This is a genomic window from Fluoribacter dumoffii NY 23, assembly GCF_000236165.1.
GTDB lineage: Bacteria > Pseudomonadota > Gammaproteobacteria > Legionellales > Legionellaceae > Legionella > Legionella dumoffii.
Genome location: NZ_CM001373.1, coordinates 2,759,447 through 2,778,177, shown reverse-complemented (window position 1 = coordinate 2,778,177; position 18,731 = coordinate 2,759,447). Strand labels below are relative to the sequence as shown.

Sequence of the window (18,731 nt, the reverse complement as noted above, 5' to 3'; positions counted from 1 at the left end):
TATAAAAAGTGGTTCAATTTTCAGTGTACCGAAATTGGTTAATAGTACACGTAGTACTGGGCGTAAAATAATAATGAAAAAAATCAGTAGTAAGTTTATATTAGGTGTTTGTTGTTCCTCGCTCATAGCCTGGTCTTCACAAACGATAGCATCAGACTCTTTTGTGGTCCGCAGTATTAAAGTTACAGGCTTGCAACGTGTTTCTACTGGAACAGTACTTAATTATATACCTGTTCAGGTTGGCGAAGAGATAAGCCCTGAATCCACTGCTGAAATTATTCGTACCCTTTATGATACCGGTTTTTTTCAGTCCGTCTCGTTAGAGCGTCAAGGTAATACTTTAATTGTTAATGTAGTTGAACGAGCTACCATAGGTTCCATAACTGTAGTGGGAAATAAAGAAATACCTAGCGACAAGATGAAAGATTTCCTTAAAGAAATGGGCTTGGTCAAAGGTAGGGTATTTCAAACCTCTACACTGGAACGTTTAGAAAAAGAATTAAAGCAGGCATACAATGCCCGAGGCAAATATAACTCACGAATCGAGACCAGGGTTACTCCCCTGACCGACAACAGAGTAGGTATTACGGTTACTATTTCTGAAGGCCGTGTTTCCAGAATTAAACAAATCAAAATAATAGGTAATCACGATTTCTCTACCAATGAGTTATTACCAGAGTTCACTTTAGCCAAGTCCGGTATCTTTACTTACTTTACTAAAAAAGATCAGTATTCAAAATCAGGTATGGATGCCTCGCTTGAAGCATTACGCTCTTTTTATCTGGACCGGGGTTATTTGAAGTTTAAAATTATATCCTCTCAAGTTTTATTATCACCTGATAGAAAAGACGTTTATATTAACGTCCATATCGAAGAGGGACCTCAATACCACTTCTCAGGCTACAAAGTAGTGGGAAAGCCGATATTGCCCCCGGAAAAAATAAACTCCTTAATCCAGGTCAAAAAAGGCGCTGTTTTTTCGCGTAAGAAAGTCACTGACTCCATTTCTGCTATTGGTTTGGCTTTAGGGGACATTGGCTATGGTTTCCCTGCAATCAATGCAGACCCCCAATTAGATGAAAATAATAAAACTGTATTTATCGCCTTTATCGTACAACCTGGCCGCCACGTCTACGTTCGCCGTATCAAATTCCATGGCAATACTAAAACCAGCGATTATGTATTGCGAAGTGTTATCCGCCAGGATGAAGGCGGGCTGTTATCGCTGCACAATATTAAAGAATCTGAACGACAATTACGTCTGTTAGGCTATCTAAAGAATGTCGATGTCAAGACCAACCCAGTCCCTGAGGCTAATAACCAGGTGGATTTAGATGTACAGGTAGAAGAGGCACCTTCTGCTGAGGCGAGTGCTTCTATTGGCTATGGTACCAACGGTTACCAGTTAAACGCTTCTGTCAACCAGCACAATTTTATGGGTACTGGACGTTCAATGGGTGCTGCATTTACGGCCAGTAAATGGGGACAAGACTATACCATAAATTATTATAATCCCTTCTATACGGATACCGGCATAGGAAGAGGTCTCAACCTGTATTTTGCCCGTGTTGATCCGCGCAATCTTAATGTCAGTACCTACAGCTCCAACCGTTTTGGTGGCGATGTGAATTACAGCATTCCGCTGGGTGAGACAAGCAGATGGCAGTTGGGCTATGGGTATCAGGATGTAGAGATTAAGAGTGTTGGTTATGTCGTACCCATTAAAAATTTCGTGAAAATGTATGGAACCCATTTCCAGGAAATTCGCTTATCCTCAGGATGGAGCAGAAACAGTTATGATCAATTCCCATATCCTACAAAAGGAATTAACCAACAGCTGGCGGGGGTAATTGCCTTGCCTGCCTCTTCAGGATCTTTATCTTACTATAAAGGCTCTTATCAGGCACGCATGTACCAGCCTATAACCCGGGGATGGATATTCTCCTTACAAGGTTTTGCAGGATATGGAAATTCTTTTAATAGTAAAGGGCTGCCATTTTTTGAAAATTATTATGCGGGTGGTACGGCCCAACCAGGTCAAGTACGCGGTTATGACAGTTACTCATTAGGTCCATTGGATAATTATCGGAATTCAGTGGGAGGTAACTTATTGCTCAGTGGAACTGCGGGTATTATATTGCCTTATCCTTTGAGCCGAGACAATGTGAGAACTACAGCCTTTGTCGATGCGGGTAACGTATTTGCCGTCAATACCTTGCCTGAGTTGACCGGTATCTATCAAGGCCCCCTAAGGTATTCAGCGGGTCTTTCACTTGAATGGCGATCTCCATTCGGCCCTCTGGCATTTAGTTTGGCTAAGGCATTGAATCCACAGCCATACGATCAAAAACAATTTTTCCAATTTGCTCTGTCTTCAGGATTTTAATGATTCTCTTTCTTTTCTCCCTTCACGGGAGGAAAGGAGAGATATTCCTATTGACAAAATTAGCGAAAATCCTACTGTACATATCGCAACCTATTTCGAATTGTGCTAGCATCATGCTCTTTAATTTAGGAGATTAGTTATGAAACGGTTAGGTCTGGTCTTAGTGGCCTTTGTTTTCAGCATATTTGGCGCTAATGCATTCGCTGATACTGCAAAAATAGGTGTGGTTGATTTGCAAAAAATCATGCAAACTTCAAGTCAAATCAAAGAAATCCAAAAGAAATTGGAAAAAGAATTCAAACCACGTCGTGATAAGCTGGTAGCAGTTGAAGCAGGTATAAAAGCTGATATGGAAAAATTCAAGCGTGATAGCTCAATCATGAGTGCATCTCAAAAGAAAGAAATGGAAAGGAAAATCATTAGCGCCCAACAACAATTTGAGCGTGATGGTCAACAATACCAACAAGAATTAAGCACTGCGAACAATGAAGCAATGGAAGGTTTATATGCTAAGGTTCGTGCAGCAATTTCAAAAGTTGCTAAAGACGACAAATACGATCTTATCGTACAAAAAGATGCGGCTCCTTTTAGTGCCGAGACTCTTGATATAACTGATAAAGTTGTAAAAGCAATTAACTAATCCGGCGATGGAAAATTGCTGACTTTAGCAGAACTAGCCAATCATTTAGATGGCGTGTGGCATGGGAATGCCGAGCACGCCATTTTTTGTTATGCTTCCCTTGCACGAGCTACATCAAAAGATGTCGCCTATTACGATAATCCTCTATTGCTTCCAGCTTTGAATACTACCTTGGCTGGTGCTGTTTTACTCAAATCAGAACATCAACATTTATTTCAGGGAAACACTATTGTTGTATCGCAACCAGCGCAAGCAATGGTGCAGGCCACCCGAATTTTATCAGCTCCCTTGTCTTCAGTTTCTGGCATCGATTCTACAGCCATCATCCATGCGTCCGCTCAACTAGGTCAAGGAGTAGCGATAGGGCCCTATAGTGTCATCGGTGCTCATACCCAAGTAGGGGATGGAGTGACCATAGGGGCCAATACGGTTATTGAATCTTTCGTGCGCCTTGGTAACAACAGCCATATCGGGCATGACGTAGTGGTTCATACCGGCTGCCAACTGGGTGAGCAAGTAATGATAAATTCTGGTTGTGTGATAGGGGCTTCTCCATTTAACTATTTAAAACAACATGGCCAGTGGCAACCCGGTTTTAACGCGGGGGCGGTTGTTATCGCCAATCAAGTTCAAATTGGTTCCAATACGGTGATTGACCGAGGCTCCTTAAGCGATACCTATTTGGGGTCAGGGGTCTGTATCGATAATTTAGTGCAGATAGCGCATGACGTGATGGTAGGTAAAAATACCATCATCGCCGGATGTGCGGCTGTAGGTGCTTATGTGCAAATCGGCGCTGATTGTATTATTGGAGGCGCAAGTTGCATTGCAGCCCATGTGCATTTGGCAGATGATGTGGTAGTTACGGGAATGTCTACAGTCAGTAAATCACTTGCCAAACCTGGAATTTATTCATCCGGTACCTTAGTTCATGAACATCGCCGCTGGCGCCGTAACGCGGCACGATTCAGGCGATTGGACGACTACATGGTAAAACTTTCTGCATTAGAGAAAAAGTTAAACCATATTGAAGAAGAATAAGTTTTTAGCAGGAACAATTGATTTAAACCGACTAAATCAGGATAATGTTTTTTCCTTTGGACCCCACTTTGGACCATACTGAGCATACTTATTAAAGCGAGAAACTGCGTATGAGTGAACCTATTGATATAAAGCAGATTTTTAGTCTGTTGCCCCATCGCTACCCGATGATTTTAGTAGACAGGGTACTCGATTACAAACCCTTTGAGCATTTAACTGCCATAAAAAACGTTACTATCAATGAAAATTATTTTACGGGCCATTTCCCGGAAAATCCGATTATGCCAGGGGTGTTGATGTTGGAGGCACTGGCACAAGCTTGTGGACTTTTAGCTGGATTATCTCAAAAACCAGAGGAAAATAATGGTATTCTGCATTTTTTTGCCGGGATTGATAATGCAAAATTCAAGCATGTGGTCACTCCAGGAGATCAATTACGTCTGGAAGTAAAATTTTTAGGCAGAAAAAGAGAATTTTGGCGTATGCATGGCGAAGCTTATGTAGGTGATAAACTGGCCTGTTCTGCGGATTTATTAAGTGCGGCAAAGGAAATTCAAAAGTGATAGATGAACGAGCAATAATTCACCCCAGGGCCAAACTGGCAAAAGGGGTATCAGTAGGGCCCGGCGCTGTAATTGGTGCCGACGTGGAAATAGGTGAGAATACATGGATCGGTCCCTACGCTGTAATTGAGGGGCCAACAGTTATTGGAAAAAATAATAAAATTTTCCAATTTGCCTCTGTGGGCGATGAACCGCAAGATATAACGTACAAGGACGAACCTACGCGACTGGAAATCGGCGATGATAATATTATCCGCGAATATTGTATGATTAGCCGGGGAACGGTTAAAGGCGGGGGGGTTACCCGTATTGGAAACAAGAATTTTTTAATGGCCTATTCCCACATCGGGCATGATTGCATGATTGGCAACCAGATTATTTTAGTAAGTTATGCAGCATTGTCGGGACATGTCACTGTGGGCGATTATGCGAATATCGGCGGTTATGCAGCAGTACATCAATTCTGCCATGTGGGGGCTTATGCTTTTATTGCCAGAGCTTCCTATGTGAGTAAAGACGTACTTCCATACCTCATGATTTCCGGTGATACCACGTCAGCCTGCGGCATTAATACTGTCGGCTTACGCAGAAGAGGTTTTTCATCAGAAGCAATTGATGGTTTACGACGTGCTTACAAAATAATTTTCCGCAAAGGGTTAACAGTGCAACAAGCCGTTGCTGAATTGGAATTAATGCAAAAAGAATGCCCTGAAGTGGTTTTAATGATTGATGCGTTAAATCAATCCACACGTGGAATTGTTAGGTAAATAATACAAAACAAGATTAATGATTAGGGTAATATCCTATGCTAGACATTCAATTATTACGGGATAATCCGGAGTTTGTTGCTTCACAGTTGTTAAAGCGAGGTTTTCAGTTTGACGTTTTAGCATTTACAAATTTAGAAGAGAAGCGTAAAGCCTTGCAGGTTGCAACACAAGCTTTGCAAAACGAACGTAATTCACGGTCAAAAGCCATTGGTGAAGCAAAGGCCCGGGGTGAAGATATTGAACCCATGCGTGAGGATATGAGTCGTCTTGCCAAGGAATTGGAAGAAAAAAAAGGTGAGCTGGATAGCTTGTTAGAGCAAATTGAAGCAATTGCTTTGAGATTGCCCAATATACCTCATGAGTCTGTTCCTGTGGGGGAAGATGAGCACCAGAATCAGGAAGTAAGACGTTGGGGCAACATTCCCACTTTTGATTTCCCTGTGAAGTCGCATGATGAACTCGGTGAGAATTTAAATCAAATGGATTTTGCTTTGGCAGCCAAACTTACCGGCAGCCGCTTCGTGGTCATGAAAAATCATTTGGCCAGACTGCATCGAGCGTTGATTCAATTTATGCTGGATGTACATACCCAACATCATGGCTATCAAGAAATTTATGTTCCCTACATAGTCAATGCGGACAGTTTGTTGGGTACCGGGCAATTACCCAAATTCGAAGAAGATTTATTCAAGCTGACTGGGGAACACGCATATTACTTAATCCCTACGGCAGAAATTCCCGTCACCAATACAGTACGCGATGTGCTTTTGGAGGAGCGCGTATTGCCTATTCGTCATGCATGCCATTCCCCATGCTTCCGCAGCGAGGCGGGCTCTTACGGTAAAGACACCAAAGGAATGATTAGGCAACACCAGTTTGAAAAGGTGGAATTGGTTTGGATTACCAAACCCGAAGACTCTTATGCCGCTTTGGAACAATTGGTAAGTCATGCTGAAACTATCCTGCAACGTTTAGAGTTACCTTATCGCGTGGTAAGCCTTTGCACTGGAGATTTGGGTCCTAGTTCAGCCAAAACCTATGATTTGGAAGTTTGGTTACCTAGCCAAAATATGTATCGGGAAATTTCATCCTGCTCCAATATGGAAGCATTCCAGGCGCGGCGTATGAAAGCGCGTTATAGAAAGGAACAATCCCGTGAAATTGAGCTTGTTCATACTCTGAATGGCTCTGGTCTTGCTGTCGGCAGAACCTTGGTTGCTTTGATGGAAAATTATCAGGATAAAGAAGGAAATATCCACATTCCCATGGCCTTAAGACCCTATTTAGGCGGTATGGAGTGTATTAAACGCGAAGTTTAGGAATATAGTTTCGTTCGCTACGACGAAGATCTTGTTGCAGGTTGTGCTGCAACAAGAAATCCAAAATTATACTCCTTTAAATTTCAAACCCTGTTTTGTTCGTTTCTGCAAAATAAAACTGCCGCACCGTTTCCTCTTTCACTGGATAGTAGGTAGAAAAGAAGGTTAACTGCTGCCTCATTAAGGGGCTTTCTTTTATATCTGCTTGGGGTTGTGTACGGGAGAAACCATTTAAAGGAGCATCCATATTTTCGAGCAAGGATCCCCCTGCATGGAAGTCAGAGCTCTTACCCTCTTGCTCATTGGGATTGACTTCACCCTCCCTTGTCTCCATCCAAGTAATCATATCTTCAGTGCCGCCTTCTTTTAATTCAGGAGTTAATTGCGGGTAAAGATGCAAAATGTCGCTTTTTTTCAAACCCTCTAAGGGGTGGGGGGCGGCCAGAGAAAAAAATTTCAATGTTTTTGCTGTTTGTATTCTGTTTTTGAGGTAATGAGGTAACATGCTATTTTTTAATGCAGATGGGTTTCTAGTCGCCCCGCTAAACAAAGCTCTTTTGATTAGAGTCTCCAGATTGTTCTTTCTATGGACGGCTTTTACAATCTGCCTAAGACCGGCAAGTTTTTCAGGACATCCATAAGGCAAGTAAGGGCCAAAAGATAGTTTGCGTGTGTTTTTATCGCTTTTTGTTCCATCCCATTTAACAATTGGTAAAGAATTTTTCTTTTTTGGGCATGTTTTATGGTTTTCTTTTGCAGTTAAGCCACGCAGGAGAATTAAGTTATCGAAAGAAGATGTTTTAAACCATTTTTCAATAACATTAAATTGTTTGGTTGCCAGTAAATAAAATAAAAAATTAGTCTTGCATAAGAAGTTAAATTTCCGTTTTTTTTGCTCATTTAGATGCATTACGTCGAACTGATTGAGTGCTGCATTTATTTTTCTGAGCCATTCCAGATATGATACCAACAAAGGGTACACAGCTTCTGCTGAATCAGATGGTTTGAAAAAAAATCTCTGTGGGTTTTGAAAAGTCCTTTTAAAAGATACATTTGGTATTAATTGAATGGCATCCATATCACTCAATTCCTGTTCGTCCAAGTTTTAAAAGTATAGTATTTTTTGAAAAAAGTGCGCTTAATTTGGTCGGAGTGATTATTGGGTGGATTTTAGGGATAATTAATTGGTGTTCCGAAATAGCTTATGCTCTATTTTTTCGTGGTGGGTTGAAGAGAATACGCCTTTCTCAAAAGTCCAGTACAACCCTAAGTAAGCGATGAGATGATTTTGTCCGAATATGCTATGTCCGGCTGAAAAAAGTAAGGAGAAATTTTTATTGAAACTATAAACTCCTCCTGCATTTAAAAGAACTGAGTAATTGCCCTCAGCTGTTATCGCGGTTTGATAAAATACCTCCCCACCTAAGATGAGTTGATCTTTGAGTTGTTTTTGTAACAACCAACCGCTATAAAAATAATTAAGCATGCCAGGTGCTGTATTAATGACATAACCCCCTCCACCATATGTAGTCCATTTTCCCCAGCTTTTTTGGGCCCAAATAGGAAGTTTTCCCCATGGAATTCCATTTCCAAGATTCTTATTCACACTGCCTGTAGGTACTTCAAGTAGAGGAGCAAAGGCTATTTGGGGTAACTTTGAGGTTTCGCGAAGAAATCTGTATTTTGCTCCCAGCTCGATATCTCCCAAGCCACTTGCCAAAGGGGCGGGGCTAGGTAATGCCCACGCGTAAGGAACAAGGGCGTGTAATAGCAAATCCTCAGAAGGGCCATAATTTATTTCTAGGGCTGGGGCAAACAAATACGGTTCTAAAAAAAGATCATTGTTTTTATCCAAACCAGAAAAAATAATAACTTCCCATTGCTTGTATTTAAGGGGTAAGGGATCATCGCTAATGAATGGGGCGCCAGCATAACTAGCGGTGGTTAAACCTATTAAAGAAATACGGGCAAGTAAGACAGCAATTTCTTTCAAACTTAAAAACAAGCATTTCATTTTTTGCCTGTTATTCGACTTTTTATGTTATTGCTTAATGTTAACTGTTCGACAACTTGTGTCAACTTAAGAAGCGGATGCTAAATACCAGTTAATATTTGTAAGTAATTGGAAAACATGGCCGAATACCTCATTGATATAAGGACATTATGTTCTGTTTGCAATGTATTGGTCGAGCTCTTTTGCCTACAAAATAAGCGGCAGTTGTCTTTAGATACCCCTTGTTTGTGATCTCTGGAAGTTCATTAATACTCAGGTTTAAAATTGGATCTTACAAAAAATTTTTATCACCCTCTTATTATAGTTGCTGGATTAACATTCCATTTAAAGGTAACCTTCCTACGCCAGTCCATTTTGTCTGTAACGAGAGATATTTACTTTCAATTTCTGGTATCGAATACGCTAATTTTTTAGAATAAAAACATTTGCATAGGCAGTATGTTTTCATATAGCCTGTCAACTTGTGCAGGATTTTTAGCACTTTGTCCTTTGGATTAATATAGGATATAGAATGAGACAGATGATTAAATTTGGATTTATATTGGGTTTAGTTGCAAGCAGCAATGCTTTCAGTGCGGATCCGGTTGAAGGATTATATTTGGGTTTACTTGGGCAGCTCAGTCATGCGCCAAATACTAATTTTAATTTTAACCTCAATGGAACTACCTATGATGGCTCGCTCAAGTTAAGTGTAGTGGGTGGCGGGGTTGGTACTTCTTTAGGTTACAAAATAAAAAATTTTCGTTTAGAAGGTGAGTTTCTTTTTAATATTAATAACTATGGAAGCCTTACTGTGGGCTCTTGTACCCTTATCAGTCCTAGTGTGCTAGGTCCTAATGGAACTTGTCCTACGGAAATTGAAGAGTCGGGACTGGGTTTTAATGGCTACACCATGGGTTTTTATGGGCTTTTTAATACCTTTTATGATTTCTTATCCAGTGATCCTAATGTCAATTTTGTCCCTTATTTGGGCGTGGGTTTAGGGGGCGCACTTCTTAAAAACCATGCTTTATTTCATAGTAATAATCAGTGTATTTCCTTGAACTCTTGCTCTCCGATTATTTCGGAAACCTTTGATTCCTCAAGCAATGGCTTTGCTATCCAGGGTATTGTGGGCTTCAGTTACTATCTGGATGATTTTACTACTCTTGGTCTTGATTTTAGATATCTTTCTACAGTCAATTTCAATAAAAATAATTCTACAACAAGTAGTAATTCCAATAATGGTAATTATGGGATAGGGACTATAAACCTCACAGCCAATTTTGCTCTTGAGAAAGCAGACTAACTATTTTGGCTGTTCTCTTCTGTTATTTGCGCCCTTAGGGCCATCAGACTAATAACGCTATAGGTTAAAAATAAACAAAGAATAGGAAGCGCTCCCTCGGTTTTCAGCTAGAATTAAACAGAGGGACAATCTGTTAATTATTCCATTATAAACCCATAGTTCAGGCATAATTTATCTACAGGAGTTAAATATGCATAGTCTGATGAATCATTTATTCCCTACATTCATCTTTCTTTTCTACCTGATTATTTTTCTTGTGCTAAGTAGGACGGTTTTTCGCTTTAAACTTAAGCTCAACAGGAGCGCGCAAGAAACTGCAACCGGGATTGTAGGAAGTATTGGTTCTCTATACAGTATCTTTTTAGGGTTTATTGTTTATATTTTATGGTCTAATTATCAAAAGACCTATGAATTTGTTACTACCGAAGCCGCTCAATTATATATTATTGCCGAAAGTTCCCGAGCTTTTCCTCCAGAGATTCAAAAAAATATACGGGAAAGCTTATCTGCTTATATCTCCTCCATTTTAAACGAGGACATAGTTGCTATGTCCCGTGGTGAGGAAGCGCAAACAACCCAAAGAGCCGGTGAAGAAATATTTAAGGTACTGTTGCAATATCATCCTAAAGCTTCTGTTTCTACTTTTTACCATTCCGCTGTTTTTGCACTGAATAAAGCACTGGAAACCCGTACTTTCCGGGTGAACATGCTTAAAACAGCAATTCCTTTAGCCTGGTACATTATTATTTTCCTAGGTGCATTTTTTATAATCGGCATTTATTCTTTAGAGTCGAGTTTGCAAGGACATCCTTTTCTTTACATTTTATGTATTTTTCTGGCTATTTACATGACTGCCATAACAGTTCTGAGTTTTCCATTCTCAGGCTATGTAAAGATTTTGGATATGCCTTTTCATCGAGTATATAAAGCAATATATAACCTACCCCCCGAGTCGGGTAATGTAATATCTGGAAAGAGTGTAAAAAATATAAAATGGGATGCGAATTATTTTTAATGGGATTAATTAAATTAGGGAATTATTATGACATTAAAATTTGATGTAATCGTGTTAGGTGGAGGCAAAGGCGGAAAAACTCTAGCTATGGATTTAGCCAAATCAGGGCACCGAGTAGCTATGGTTGAGGACAATCAGATTGGAGGCACTTGTATCAATGTAGCATGTATACCAACAAAAACCCTCGTGCAATCAGCAAAAATTGCGCATTATTGTCGTTCAGCATCGGCCTATGGTTTGGAGGCAACTCTTGCGCCTGTTGATTTCAAAGCGATTCGTGCCCGAAAAGATGCTGTAATCCAGGCGATGCGGGAAGCTAATTTAAAACAATTTTTGGATTCTGGAATGGATCTCATGTTAGGCAAGGGACACTTCGTGGGACCAAAAACAATCCAGGTAGCCCTCACTTCACCTCGTGATGGGCAAAATGTATTGGAAATTACTGCGGATAAAATCTTTATTAATACCGGGGCCTTACCTTTTATTCCCCCAATTCCCGGTTTGGACAAAATAAAATACTACACGAATGACAGTTTAATGAATGTTGATGAAGTACCCGAGCATTTACTTATTGTAGGTGGGGGCTATATTGGTTTGGAGTTCGCCCAATTATTTCGCCGTCTGGGTTCACAGGTCACAGTGATAGAGGCTGACAGCAAGTTTCTTGGTCGTGAAGACAGAGATATCGCGGAACAGGTTTACGATGCTTTAACCAAAGAAGGCATTCAATTTGCCCTCGATACAAAAATTAATACCATTCAAGCGGAAGAGGGCAAAATACTTATCAATGGAACTCAGGATGGAAATCCAAGGCCCATTCGTGGAACCCATTTACTTATAGCTGTAGGACGTAGTGCGAATACGGCCAAATTAAACCTGGAAAAAACAGGGGTTGAGGTGGATGAACGTGGATTTATTAAAGTAAACGACTTTTTAGAAACAACTGCCGAGGGTATTTGGGCTTTAGGGGATGTCAAAGGCGGAGCACAATTCACGCATTTATCTTTAGATGATTATCGATTAGTAAAGCAAAATCTGCAAAATCCCCACAATAAACTTTCGATTCATGGACGGCTTATTCCCTATACAGTATTTCTCGACCCGGAATTAGCCCGTATTGGCCTGACAGAGACACAAGCCCTTGGTCAAGGTTACGATTTGAAAATAGCAAAAATTCCTGCTGCAGTTATTCCCCGAGCAAAAACCCAGGGGGAAACAACAGGACTTTTAAAAGCAATCATTGATGCCAAAACGGATCGTATTTTAGGGGTATCAATATTTTGTGCCGAAGCAGGGGAAATTCTTGGCGTGATTCAATTGGCTATGGAATTAGGGATGCCTTACCAAAAGTTGCGTGATGTGATGTTTGCGCATCCTACGCTTGTGGAAGGAATTAACCTCTGGTTTGCCACGATAAGAGAAAATGGACAACATTAAATTTATTGCTCGGTAAGAGATGAATTTCAGTTAAATTAAATGGCAATGAAATAGCAATTGTAGTGCAGCAGGAATCACTACAATTGCTTTTTTAAGAATTAAGAAACAATGCAACTGCCACTACTTAGGCAACTACCGTTTAAATATTTTGCGGGGATGGGGGCGCGATTTATTGTTGAGCGAGAAGCATGATTATGAAAACCATGGGGATTGCGTCCTGGATTGCCAACGCCTGATATTTTCATTTCATGGGGTGCTTTTTCTTCAGTGACTGGCTCAGCAACAGCAATAAATTGTCCTTTTTCTTCGGGTTGGGGAGGCTGTTCCTTCTCCTGAATCATCTCATCGTTGAGTGGTCCTGCTGGAGCTGCTAAGGGGGGGGCATTAAAGGGGGCAGAAGGATTATCCACTTTGTTTGCTGTAACATCCAGTTTTGACAACATAACTGGCTCAGCGACAGGCTCAAGGATAAAGTGTTCTTGCTCTTCAAATGGTAAAGAGGGAGTTTTTTCCTCAGCAATTTCATTCTCAAGAAGGGCGGCATCCGCTTCTTTTCCCTTTTCTCCAAGTGTATTTGATGCGGCAAATTGTTCTAAATTATCAGCAGAAATACTTTGGTCTTCCATTGACAATTCGGGTGTGCTGTTGCTGAGTGCTCGCAAATCCTCGGCAATTTCCTCATGATTCCAGAGACTATCCAACATGTTAATCACAATGTCCTGATAGTTATTAAAGGCGATTCCTTTTTCCGGGGCTATCTCCGCTACGAGCTCCACCTCGGACCCATTGTATTGATTAAGGCGTAAGAGAACATTGGGAGGGATCATATGGCTGTGTTTAGTGTAAAAAATGTTTAAAGTATTCAGAATGTCCAGCCGGTCATCATAAAAATCAAAGACTATTTTTTCGTCAGGATAGGCACTGGCAGCCGCTTGCATTTGCGCAAAAATTAGCGAGACTTTATTCCCATCCATTGGGCAATCTGAATGTTCAAGGGAGCCTCCCTCTATCCACTTATTAGTTTCTAACTCTACGTTGATGAGCTTACACGCGCTGCCTGGTTCAAGAGAGTTGTAGATATCAGTTAATAACAGAGGATTAAAATTTACTCCCAAATAATCACAAACAGTTTGCATCGCAGACACACAGGAACCTTTGAAGAAGTGTAGAGCCCCAGCGTTTGCCATATCGAGTTGAAAACTTTGACGATTAGAACCAATAAAGGCAGTTACATTGGAAAACTTTTCATTCTCTTTCTTTAATCGCTCTAGAAAATCCTGGTTATGAGTAATTACAGCATCAGTAAGATGTTTATTGTAATTTGTATACGGCGCATCTATGTATGACCTATTGAATAAACAGCCATCAAAATCAAAAGATAAAATACGAATATGCATGGATAGTCCTTGTTAAAAATAATAATTTTTAGCCAATACGAAATGTGATTGACCAGTTAGATATCGAAGGCTAAATAAACTTTATAGGGATAATGAATAAATTAATACGAAAAGAACCAGGACTCTTTTTAAAGACACAATGCTCCGGTTTTAAGGCTGATTTCGTTTAATAAACTCAAATACACCCCATTAGGCATTGCCTTTAGTAATTCGAGATTAATTAAACTTATCATCCTCCACTCGCCAGATAAAGGGATGAGGGTCTGGCAGAGTAATTACGCATTGCCGCAAATTTTAACATTTTTTCCTTAATAAAAGCTTAAGAAGTCTCATATTTTATTTGTTTTATCTGAAAATTTTCTTAGAAAAATGGGCTCATTTTGTTACTATAAGCTGGTTACTTTTAATAAAAACAGAGTAAATTATAATCAAATAGAGTGAAAATTGTAGAAAAAACGCTAAAAAGTGTTGATTTAAATTTCATCTTATGTAAACCTTGCGCGACTATGAGTAGGAAATTAACATACATAATAATCGGTATTAGTTGTCTTACATTCGGTTCGCTTGGACTGACGCTTCACAAGAAAGCGAAGTTCCATGAGACGAGTTCAAGTTCTAAAAGAGAGATTATTCAAACCGAAAAGGCACAAGATAATACCTCACATAAAAGTGCTGAAAAGATTGCCCATACAGCACATAAGAGCACCGAAACAGTTGCGAATATGGCTCCCAAAAATGCTAAAAAAATAGCAGATAGGGTGCATACGAGCGCTAATAAACTTGCCACTGTTAGAAAAAGCCCAGAGCACACACCCACTGCAAGAAAGGTGATTATGAAAAGCAATAATGTTGCTTTAACTAAAGTATCTTTCGAGGAATTGCCTGGTTGGGATACTGCAGATGTAAAAAAATCATTACTCGCCTTTCAGAAATCATGTGAGACATTCTTGAAGCAATCTCCCTCTCATTTGATCAGTTCAGGACATATTAAATTGAAGGCTCAGGATTGGCATCCTGCGTGTAAGGCAGCTGTAGCTGTGGATTCTGTTTCAGAAGATTCAGCAAAAGCGTTTTTTGAAAAGTGGTTCCATCCAATTGAGTTTACCCAAAAAAAACCGGTTAAGGGCTTATTTACAGGCTATTATATGCCTAAAATCAAAGGGAATTTAACAAAAAGTTCTAAATATAGTACACCTATCTATGGCCTCCCCAAAGGCAAATATTCGACATCCTATACCCGCGAGCAAATTGATAACGGAGCTCTTAGGAAAAAGGCACCTGTAATTGCCTGGATTCATAGTCCTGCTGAGCGGCTCTTTTTAGAGATTGAAGGTTCGGGAGTTATTCAACTGCCTAATGGTGAAAATATTTACCTGGGATATGCAGGGGAGAATGGCGCTCCTTATACCTCTATTGCCAAGGTAATGATTAATAAAGGGATTATGAGCCGACATAATGCCTCAAAAGCTGCGATTATACGTTATCTGGAGCAACATCCTGATAAGGCAAAAGAAATCATTCAAAAAAACAAATCTTTCGTTTTTTTCGAGGATTTAAAAGAACCTATGGCTCTTGGTGCACAAGGAATGGCACTTACGCCAGGTTATTCTTTAGCTGTAGATAAGAAATGGATTCCTCTCGGCGCTCCCCTTTGGTTGGATACAAAAAGACCTGATAAAAATGATGAAACGAATGAGAAGCAATTTCAGCGTCTGATGATTGCCCAAGACACGGGTGGTGCGATTCGTGGATTTATGCGAGGCGATATTTATTGGGGCTCGGGTAAGTTTGCAGCATTTCTAGGTGAGCATATGAAAAATAAAGGCCATTATTGGCTCCTGCTCCCCAAACATATTTTAAACCGCCTGGCTAAAAAATCACTTTAACTTATTGCATAAGGCAGAGTTTGCTTTTCTCGCATAACTAGTGAAAAGCAACCCTCATTTAAATCGTTTGCAGCCAGGCTAAAAACTTTGTATTTTGAATTGATTGGTTTCGACCCGATGATCGTCCTCCTTAAAATCATACCCATTTGCAACCACATAATACCAAGCTCCTAGAACTTCTTGTCTTGCAATAGACCAATCAGTTCCACTGTTCCCTGGATTTTTCCAAGTGGAGGGGGTGAAGTCAGGACTCCTTAAATTTTTAAAAGAAAGTATTTCAGTTATTGTGTTTCCCATGTGGCCGTAGCCGTTTTTCTCCATCCGTATAAGCTCAGAATAATTTTTAGCACGTGCTTCAAAAGGAGAAAGTCCCAATGATGCCTGGTTGAAAATAACCCCCTCCTTTTTAGAAGATATGTATCCAATCAGATAGGGCCTTATAAAAGTAGTTGCTTTTCTTTCACCTTCATTAGCCCCCGAGCATCGAATTGTACCGTTTTGATGAACTATATATATGCTAGAGCCCTGTTCTTTACTGGTCGAGTTCGTGATAAAAATTACGGGGTTGTTTAAAGCCGAGGAGAATAGGAAAGAAAATTCTGAATTTTCTTTATTGAGCATGCAGCAGTTTCCTTCATGAATGAAAAAGAAGTTTGCTTGAAAGCATATCAAATAGCAATCATTATTGAATGATGGCGTTTCTTATAAGGGAAGAGTTTTTTTATCGTCCGGAGTAGGGGGAGCAGAACTTAGTACATGCACAATTAATAGTGTTAAAAAGGCTGCCAAGGAAAGATAAAGAAGTATTTTTGCTACAAGGATAAACGTAGGATTGGTGCCTATAAACCGGTAAATGGCCATTAGAATTGCAATTGCTAAAAAAACAAAAGCCCCAGCTAACATTCTATTCCGACGCAAGTTAGAACCTGGGGTTTCCACTCGCTTTAATCATTGTAAAGGAATAAAAATATGCATCATTTAGGCAATAATTTTTTTTGTGCGCTCTCTGTGGATCTATACTAAATAATAACCGGTTACTTTTTTGGATCTGTCATGAAGGCCTTTAATAATATGAAAATGTATACTTCCTATTTCGAAGGCCTCTATCAGCATGTATTTGCAAATACCCCTATCTACAGCTGGGGGTATTTTTATTATGATTTACAGGGGCGTTGTTTGCAGTTAATGTCAGATAAAGCGCTTCTTGAAATTTTCTTCAAAAATGAATTATTTGCGGATCAGATTATGAATGCCACCCCTAGTGATGATAATTTTTATGCATCCGATGTGGTTAATGATAAATTGATAGCCAATTCTGTTAAAGAAACTTTGATTGATCAAAATTATGTATATTTTTTCGATATTGTTTCTCATCATGCTGAGTACACTGAAATTTATACTTTTGCATCCGTTTCCTGTGTCCATAAAGCGAATAATTTTATCTTGAATAATATGGATATTTTAAAAGCCATCAGCCAGAATCTTGCTGTGCGGGGAAGACGATTGTTAACCAAAGACAATACTCTCATATTGCCTAAAGAGTTTATCATTGAGATGAATTCGCTTATGGAGTCCCGCAAGGGGGATAAGGGTTTAAATTTAAAGAAAATTATTTTGGGACAAAAAGAAAACTCCCCAAAATTAAAAGATATGATAAATGATACTGTTTTTGATTTTAATGCTTTGCCTTTCAACTTCATGTCTGCAAAAGAGCTTACCTTAAAAGAAAAAGAAATTATTTATCTTTATTACTTTGGTTTTAATGTCCAACGCATTGCAGATATTTTGGAAATATCCAAACGCACTGTAGATAAGCATCTCGAAAATATCAAGAAAAAACTTGAATGTGAAAGTACGGGCCAGATAATTCCTGCCTTGTTACGGTCTAACATTTCTATAGATCAATTTATTCAAAAGCCTCATTGAGGAAGTACTGATTATATAGCAGGACATTTTTCATTATATCTTGTCTTTTTGATACTCCTGTTTACTGATCGCATTAATTTCACGGTTTAAGGTAAAGCTTAATAAGGTTCGGATTAATACGATACTGGCCACGATACCTACGGAATAATAGTCGGGGGCTGTAGTGGTTCCTATTAAATCGGCAGCAACAATAAACTCCAAACCTAATGTTAATACCCTTCCCAGCTTTAAACGGATTTGATTTATATCCATTTTTTTGGCAGGCTCTGCCCCATAAAAGGGTAGGGAAAGGTAGCGAAATAATGCCGCTAAAACACCCAAAAGAATAACAAGTACCCCACAAAATGAAATACTGTGTTGTATATACAACAATAGGGAATGCAGGCTTAGTAGTTCCATTATGTTATATTCCTTCCAAGTTGTTATTCGCCTATGTCCTCACTCCATAGCCTACCATTTTTATTAATGAAATGCCGCATCATGCTGATGCATTCTTCATTCTGCACCACCTCTAGGGTTACACCGCGTGCTTTTAAGAGGGCTTCTTCCCCCATAAAGGTTTGATTTTCGCCAATGACCACATAGGGGATTTTATAAAGGAGAATTGCTCCGCTGCACATGGCACAAGGAGAAAGGGTGGTGTATAAAATTGATTGTTCATATACTTTGGCCTTTTGTCTGCCTGCATTCTCCAATGCATCCATTTCTCCATGTAATATGGTGCTGCCTTTTTGAACCCGTTGATTATGTCCCCGTCCAATAATGCGCCCCTGATAAACAAGTACTGCACCAATGGGTATTCCTCCCTCAGCTAGACTTTGGCGGGCTTCTTTTATCGCTTCGTCAAGATAGCGTTCATGGGGCACTGACATGGGTAATCCTTGAAATGACAGTAATTTAGATATTCTCCCGGATTTAAGCACTTGAAACAAGGATAAAATTCCCAGGGTTTTACAAGTTGATACTAAATTACATGGGCATCTGGCAACCATGAAGTAAAAAGGTCAAGATAATAATTTGTAAAATTGTAAGTGGGCTTGCTACACAGA

18 protein-coding genes are annotated in these 18,731 nt (G+C 39.7%); 11 read left to right on the top strand and 7 right to left on the bottom strand.

The genetic code is table 11. The annotated features are described in order from the left end of the window. Positions 1-73 precede the first annotated feature (73 nt). The 6 genes from bamA to serS all read left to right on the top strand — a co-directional run bounded on the left by bamA (position 74) and on the right by serS (position 6,719). Positions 74-2,386, top strand: a complete 2,313-nt coding sequence (bamA, locus tag KYQ_RS12590; protein ID WP_010654619.1) for an outer membrane protein assembly factor BamA — start codon at positions 74-76, stop codon at positions 2,384-2,386. Positions 2,387-2,525: 139 nt separating this feature from the next. Then, positions 2,526-3,026 (top strand): OmpH/Skp family outer membrane protein, encoded by a 501-nt coding sequence (locus tag KYQ_RS12580; protein ID WP_010654618.1) that lies wholly within the window; start codon positions 2,526-2,528, stop codon positions 3,024-3,026. Positions 3,027-3,041: 15 nt separating this feature from the next. After that, positions 3,042-4,067, top strand: a complete 1,026-nt coding sequence (gene lpxD, locus KYQ_RS12575; protein ID WP_010654617.1) for a UDP-3-O-(3-hydroxymyristoyl)glucosamine N-acyltransferase — start codon at positions 3,042-3,044, stop codon at positions 4,065-4,067. A 110-nt stretch (positions 4,068-4,177) separates the two neighbouring features. Then, positions 4,178-4,630, top strand: a complete 453-nt coding sequence (gene fabZ, locus KYQ_RS12570) for a 3-hydroxyacyl-ACP dehydratase FabZ (protein ID WP_010654616.1) — start codon at positions 4,178-4,180, stop codon at positions 4,628-4,630. Then, on the top strand, positions 4,627-5,397 hold the full coding sequence (gene lpxA / locus KYQ_RS12565) for an acyl-ACP--UDP-N-acetylglucosamine O-acyltransferase (RefSeq protein WP_010654615.1): 771 nt from the start codon (positions 4,627-4,629) through the stop codon (positions 5,395-5,397). The genes fabZ and lpxA overlap by 4 nt, the downstream gene beginning before the upstream one ends. Positions 5,398-5,435: 38 nt before the next feature. After that, complete coding sequence (serS, locus tag KYQ_RS12560; protein WP_010654614.1) at positions 5,436-6,719, top strand: serine--tRNA ligase; 1,284 nt, start codon at positions 5,436-5,438, stop codon at positions 6,717-6,719. Positions 6,720-6,795: 76 nt separating this feature from the next. Here the strand turns inward: serS and KYQ_RS12555 are convergent, their stop codons facing one another. Together KYQ_RS12555 and KYQ_RS12550 are read right to left on the bottom strand one after the other, a co-directional pair. Continuing rightward, positions 6,796-7,701, bottom strand: coding sequence for a hypothetical protein (locus KYQ_RS12555; RefSeq protein WP_231294554.1), 906 nt, complete (start codon positions 7,699-7,701; stop codon positions 6,796-6,798). A 198-nt stretch (positions 7,702-7,899) separates the two neighbouring features. Then, entirely contained in the window at positions 7,900-8,733 is an 834-nt protein-coding gene (locus tag KYQ_RS12550) for a transporter (RefSeq protein ID WP_010654612.1), read from the bottom strand. Between the two features lie 511 nt (positions 8,734-9,244). Here KYQ_RS12550 and KYQ_RS12545 point away from each other — a divergent pair. The 3 genes from KYQ_RS12545 (at position 9,245) to KYQ_RS12535 (ending at position 12,473) form a co-directional block, all read left to right on the top strand. Further along, on the top strand, positions 9,245-10,021 hold the full coding sequence (locus KYQ_RS12545; protein WP_010654611.1) for an outer membrane beta-barrel protein: 777 nt from the start codon (positions 9,245-9,247) through the stop codon (positions 10,019-10,021). Between the two features lie 190 nt (positions 10,022-10,211). Further along, positions 10,212-11,036, top strand: a complete 825-nt coding sequence (locus KYQ_RS12540; protein ID WP_010654610.1) for a bestrophin-like domain — start codon at positions 10,212-10,214, stop codon at positions 11,034-11,036. Positions 11,037-11,063: 27 nt separating this feature from the next. Further along, positions 11,064-12,473: a mercuric reductase gene (locus KYQ_RS12535; protein ID WP_010654609.1), complete on the top strand. Its 1,410-nt coding sequence runs from the start codon at positions 11,064-11,066 to the stop codon at positions 12,471-12,473. A gap of 98 nt (positions 12,474-12,571) precedes the next feature. Here KYQ_RS12535 and KYQ_RS12530 read toward each other — a convergent pair whose 3' ends face one another. Next, on the bottom strand, positions 12,572-13,870 hold the full coding sequence (locus KYQ_RS12530) for a hypothetical protein (RefSeq protein ID WP_019350149.1): 1,299 nt from the start codon (positions 13,868-13,870) through the stop codon (positions 12,572-12,574). 506 nt (positions 13,871-14,376) lie between these two features. Here KYQ_RS12530 and mltA point away from each other — a divergent pair. Continuing rightward, positions 14,377-15,756: a murein transglycosylase A gene (gene mltA, locus KYQ_RS12525; RefSeq protein ID WP_019350148.1), complete on the top strand. Its 1,380-nt coding sequence runs from the start codon at positions 14,377-14,379 to the stop codon at positions 15,754-15,756. A gap of 78 nt (positions 15,757-15,834) precedes the next feature. Here mltA and KYQ_RS12520 read toward each other — a convergent pair whose 3' ends face one another. Together KYQ_RS12520 and KYQ_RS12515 are read right to left on the bottom strand one after the other, a co-directional pair. Further along, positions 15,835-16,377, bottom strand: a complete 543-nt coding sequence (locus tag KYQ_RS12520) for a hypothetical protein (RefSeq protein ID WP_010654606.1) — start codon at positions 16,375-16,377, stop codon at positions 15,835-15,837. 81 nt (positions 16,378-16,458) lie between these two features. Further along, positions 16,459-16,659, bottom strand: coding sequence for a hypothetical protein (locus KYQ_RS12515; protein WP_010654605.1), 201 nt, complete (start codon positions 16,657-16,659; stop codon positions 16,459-16,461). A gap of 150 nt (positions 16,660-16,809) precedes the next feature. Here KYQ_RS12515 and KYQ_RS12510 point away from each other — a divergent pair, with 150 nt between their 5' ends. Continuing rightward, complete coding sequence (locus KYQ_RS12510; RefSeq protein WP_010654604.1) at positions 16,810-17,682, top strand: helix-turn-helix transcriptional regulator; 873 nt, start codon at positions 16,810-16,812, stop codon at positions 17,680-17,682. Positions 17,683-17,715: 33 nt separating this feature from the next. Here the strand turns inward: KYQ_RS12510 and KYQ_RS12505 are convergent, their stop codons facing one another. Then, positions 17,716-18,081 (bottom strand): DUF1622 domain-containing protein, encoded by a 366-nt coding sequence (locus KYQ_RS12505; RefSeq protein WP_010654603.1) that lies wholly within the window; start codon positions 18,079-18,081, stop codon positions 17,716-17,718. Positions 18,082-18,104: 23 nt separating this feature from the next. Continuing rightward, positions 18,105-18,554 (bottom strand): nucleoside deaminase, encoded by a 450-nt coding sequence (locus KYQ_RS12500; RefSeq protein WP_010654602.1) that lies wholly within the window; start codon positions 18,552-18,554, stop codon positions 18,105-18,107. Positions 18,555-18,731 lie beyond the last annotated feature (177 nt).

What these genes read in the sequence shown, in the direction of transcription:
- bamA (WP_010654619.1), top strand. Translation starts at nt 74, where the DNA reads ATGAAAAAAATCAGTAGTAAGTTTATATTAGGTGTTTGTTGTTCCTCG.
- KYQ_RS12580 (WP_010654618.1), top strand. Translation starts at nt 2,526, where the DNA reads ATGAAACGGTTAGGTCTGGTCTTAGTGGCCTTTGTTTTCAGCATATTT.
- fabZ (WP_010654616.1), top strand. Translation starts at nt 4,178, where the DNA reads ATGAGTGAACCTATTGATATAAAGCAGATTTTTAGTCTGTTGCCCCAT.
- serS (WP_010654614.1), top strand. Translation starts at nt 5,436, where the DNA reads ATGCTAGACATTCAATTATTACGGGATAATCCGGAGTTTGTTGCTTCA.
- KYQ_RS12550 (WP_010654612.1), bottom strand. Translation starts at nt 8,733, where the DNA reads ATGAAATGCTTGTTTTTAAGTTTGAAAGAAATTGCTGTCTTACTTGCC.
- KYQ_RS12545 (WP_010654611.1), top strand. Translation starts at nt 9,245, where the DNA reads ATGAGACAGATGATTAAATTTGGATTTATATTGGGTTTAGTTGCAAGC.
- KYQ_RS12540 (WP_010654610.1), top strand. Translation starts at nt 10,212, where the DNA reads ATGCATAGTCTGATGAATCATTTATTCCCTACATTCATCTTTCTTTTC.
- KYQ_RS12535 (WP_010654609.1), top strand. Translation starts at nt 11,064, where the DNA reads ATGACATTAAAATTTGATGTAATCGTGTTAGGTGGAGGCAAAGGCGGA.
- KYQ_RS12530 (WP_019350149.1), bottom strand. Translation starts at nt 13,870, where the DNA reads ATGCATATTCGTATTTTATCTTTTGATTTTGATGGCTGTTTATTCAAT.
- mltA (WP_019350148.1), top strand. Translation starts at nt 14,377, where the DNA reads ATGAGTAGGAAATTAACATACATAATAATCGGTATTAGTTGTCTTACA.
- KYQ_RS12520 (WP_010654606.1), bottom strand. Translation starts at nt 16,377, where the DNA reads ATGCTCAATAAAGAAAATTCAGAATTTTCTTTCCTATTCTCCTCGGCT.
- KYQ_RS12515 (WP_010654605.1), bottom strand. Translation starts at nt 16,659, where the DNA reads ATGTTAGCTGGGGCTTTTGTTTTTTTAGCAATTGCAATTCTAATGGCC.
- KYQ_RS12510 (WP_010654604.1), top strand. Translation starts at nt 16,810, where the DNA reads ATGAAGGCCTTTAATAATATGAAAATGTATACTTCCTATTTCGAAGGC.
- KYQ_RS12505 (WP_010654603.1), bottom strand. Translation starts at nt 18,081, where the DNA reads ATGGAACTACTAAGCCTGCATTCCCTATTGTTGTATATACAACACAGT.
- KYQ_RS12500 (WP_010654602.1), bottom strand. Translation starts at nt 18,554, where the DNA reads ATGTCAGTGCCCCATGAACGCTATCTTGACGAAGCGATAAAAGAAGCC.